The organism is Gryllotalpicola sp. CP2-P1 (assembly GCF_057512245.1).
Window position 1 is genome coordinate 1 of the sequence record NZ_JBLRDT010000351.1, and the last position, 1,584, is coordinate 1,584.

Sequence of the window (1,584 nt, forward strand, 5' to 3'; positions counted from 1 at the left end):
CTCAAGGGGCGCGTGCAGCCGCGCGCGCTCGAGCGGGTTCGCGGCATCGCCCGCGGGCGTCTGGCGCAGCGAGGCCTCGACCTCGACGCGGCATCCGATCGCTCGCGGGTCGAAGGCCTGATCGGTGCGCGCGCATACGCGACGCTGCACAGTAACGTGTCGAACATGCCCAGCCAGGCAGCGCTGCTGGCGACGCTCGACGCCCTCGATCGGGTCGAGCTGCCGGGCGCCGCCTCGCCCCGATGAAGGAGCCGACATGACCGACGCACCGATGGCCGACGCCCGAGGCGCGGGGGCGCCCGCCGACGCTCTGCCGATCGCCGAGATCTCGCGGCTCGCGAACGAGGTGCTCGACCGGGTCGGCAGCGTCGTCGTCGGCATGCGCGAGCCGCTCATAGCCGCGCTCGCGACGATTCTGGCGGGCGGCCACGTGCTCTTCGAGGACGTGCCGGGTCTCGGCAAGACGCTCGCCGCACGCAGCATCGCCTCGGCGCTTGGCTTGCGCTTCCGTCGGCTGCAGTGCACTCCCGACCTGCTGCCCTCCGACATCACGGGGTCCTACGTCTACCAGCCGAGCACGGGCGAGTTCGTCTTCCGCGAGGGCCCCGTCTTCACCGGACTGTTCCTGGCCGATGAGATCAACCGCACCTCGCCGAAGACGCAGTCGGCGCTGCTCGAGGCGATGGCCGAGGGGCAGGTCACCGTCGAAGGGCGCAGCTTCCCGCTGCCGAAGCCGTTCCACGTCGTTGCGACGAGCAACCCGATCGAGTTCGAGGGCACCTACCAGCTGCCCGAGGCGCAGCTCGACCGCTTCATGGTGCGGCTCGCGGTCGGGTACCCGGGGCGCGATGGTGAGCGGCAGGTGCTGCTCGCGCGCGTCGAGCGCCGGCACGAGGTCGCGAACGTCGAGCCGGTGGTCACGGCAGAGACGCTCGCCGCCATGCAGGCAGGGGTCGAGGCGGTGCACGTCGACCCCGACATCGCGGGCTACTGCGTCGACCTCGCCGTCGCGACGCGCACGCACCCCTCGGTGCAGGTCGGCGCCTCACCGCGCGGGTCGCAGGGGCTGATGCTCGTCGCCCGCGCCCGCGCAGTCATCGCCGGCCGTGACTACGTGACGCCCGACGACGTCAAGGCGGTCGCCATCCCCGTGCTCGCGCACCGGCTCTCGCTCACGGCCCAGGCGTGGGCCACCGGGGTCAACCCGCGCGACGTCGTCACCGAACTCGTGAACGTGGTCGCGGGGCCGCCCGCCGTCGGGGTCGGCGACGCCGGCGGGGTCGGCTCCCGGGCATGAGCACGCCGCGGCCCGGCGCACCCCAGCCGCGCTGGAGGCTCACGATCGCGCAGACGGGCGCGATCGTGGTCGGATTCCTCACCGCCGCCGCGGGCATCGTCTCGGGGAATCCCGATGTCGTCGTGATGGGCCTGCCGCTGCTTGCGCTCGCGGCGTGGGCCTGGGATCGCCGGCCGCGCGCGATGGCGGGGGAGCAGGCGACGGATGCCGCCGCTGCGGCTCCCGTGCACTACGAGCTCACCGCCGATCGCGCCGCGCGCGAGCACACCCTGGGTTACCGCGTGCGG

The 1,584-nt window shown here is 73.4% G+C and carries 2 protein-coding genes and 1 pseudogene; all 3 read left to right on the forward strand.

Annotated elements, in window-relative coordinates; all coding sequences use genetic code 11:
- The coding region (locus ACM2XV_RS15110; RefSeq protein ID WP_487027533.1) for a hypothetical protein at positions 1-246 on the forward strand (246 nt) is incomplete at its 5' end.
- 10 nt (positions 247-256) lie between these two features.
- A complete protein-coding gene (locus ACM2XV_RS15115) occupies positions 257-1,297 on the forward strand; it encodes an AAA family ATPase (RefSeq protein WP_487027534.1) in 1,041 nt (346 codons plus the stop codon).
- Positions 1,294-1,584: pseudogene (locus ACM2XV_RS15120) on the forward strand (hypothetical protein); the annotation flags it as partial. The gene ACM2XV_RS15115 and the pseudogene ACM2XV_RS15120, both read left to right, overlap by 4 nt.

What these genes read in the sequence shown, in the direction of transcription:
- ACM2XV_RS15115 (WP_487027534.1), top strand. Translation starts at nt 257, where the DNA reads ATGACCGACGCACCGATGGCCGACGCCCGAGGCGCGGGGGCGCCCGCC.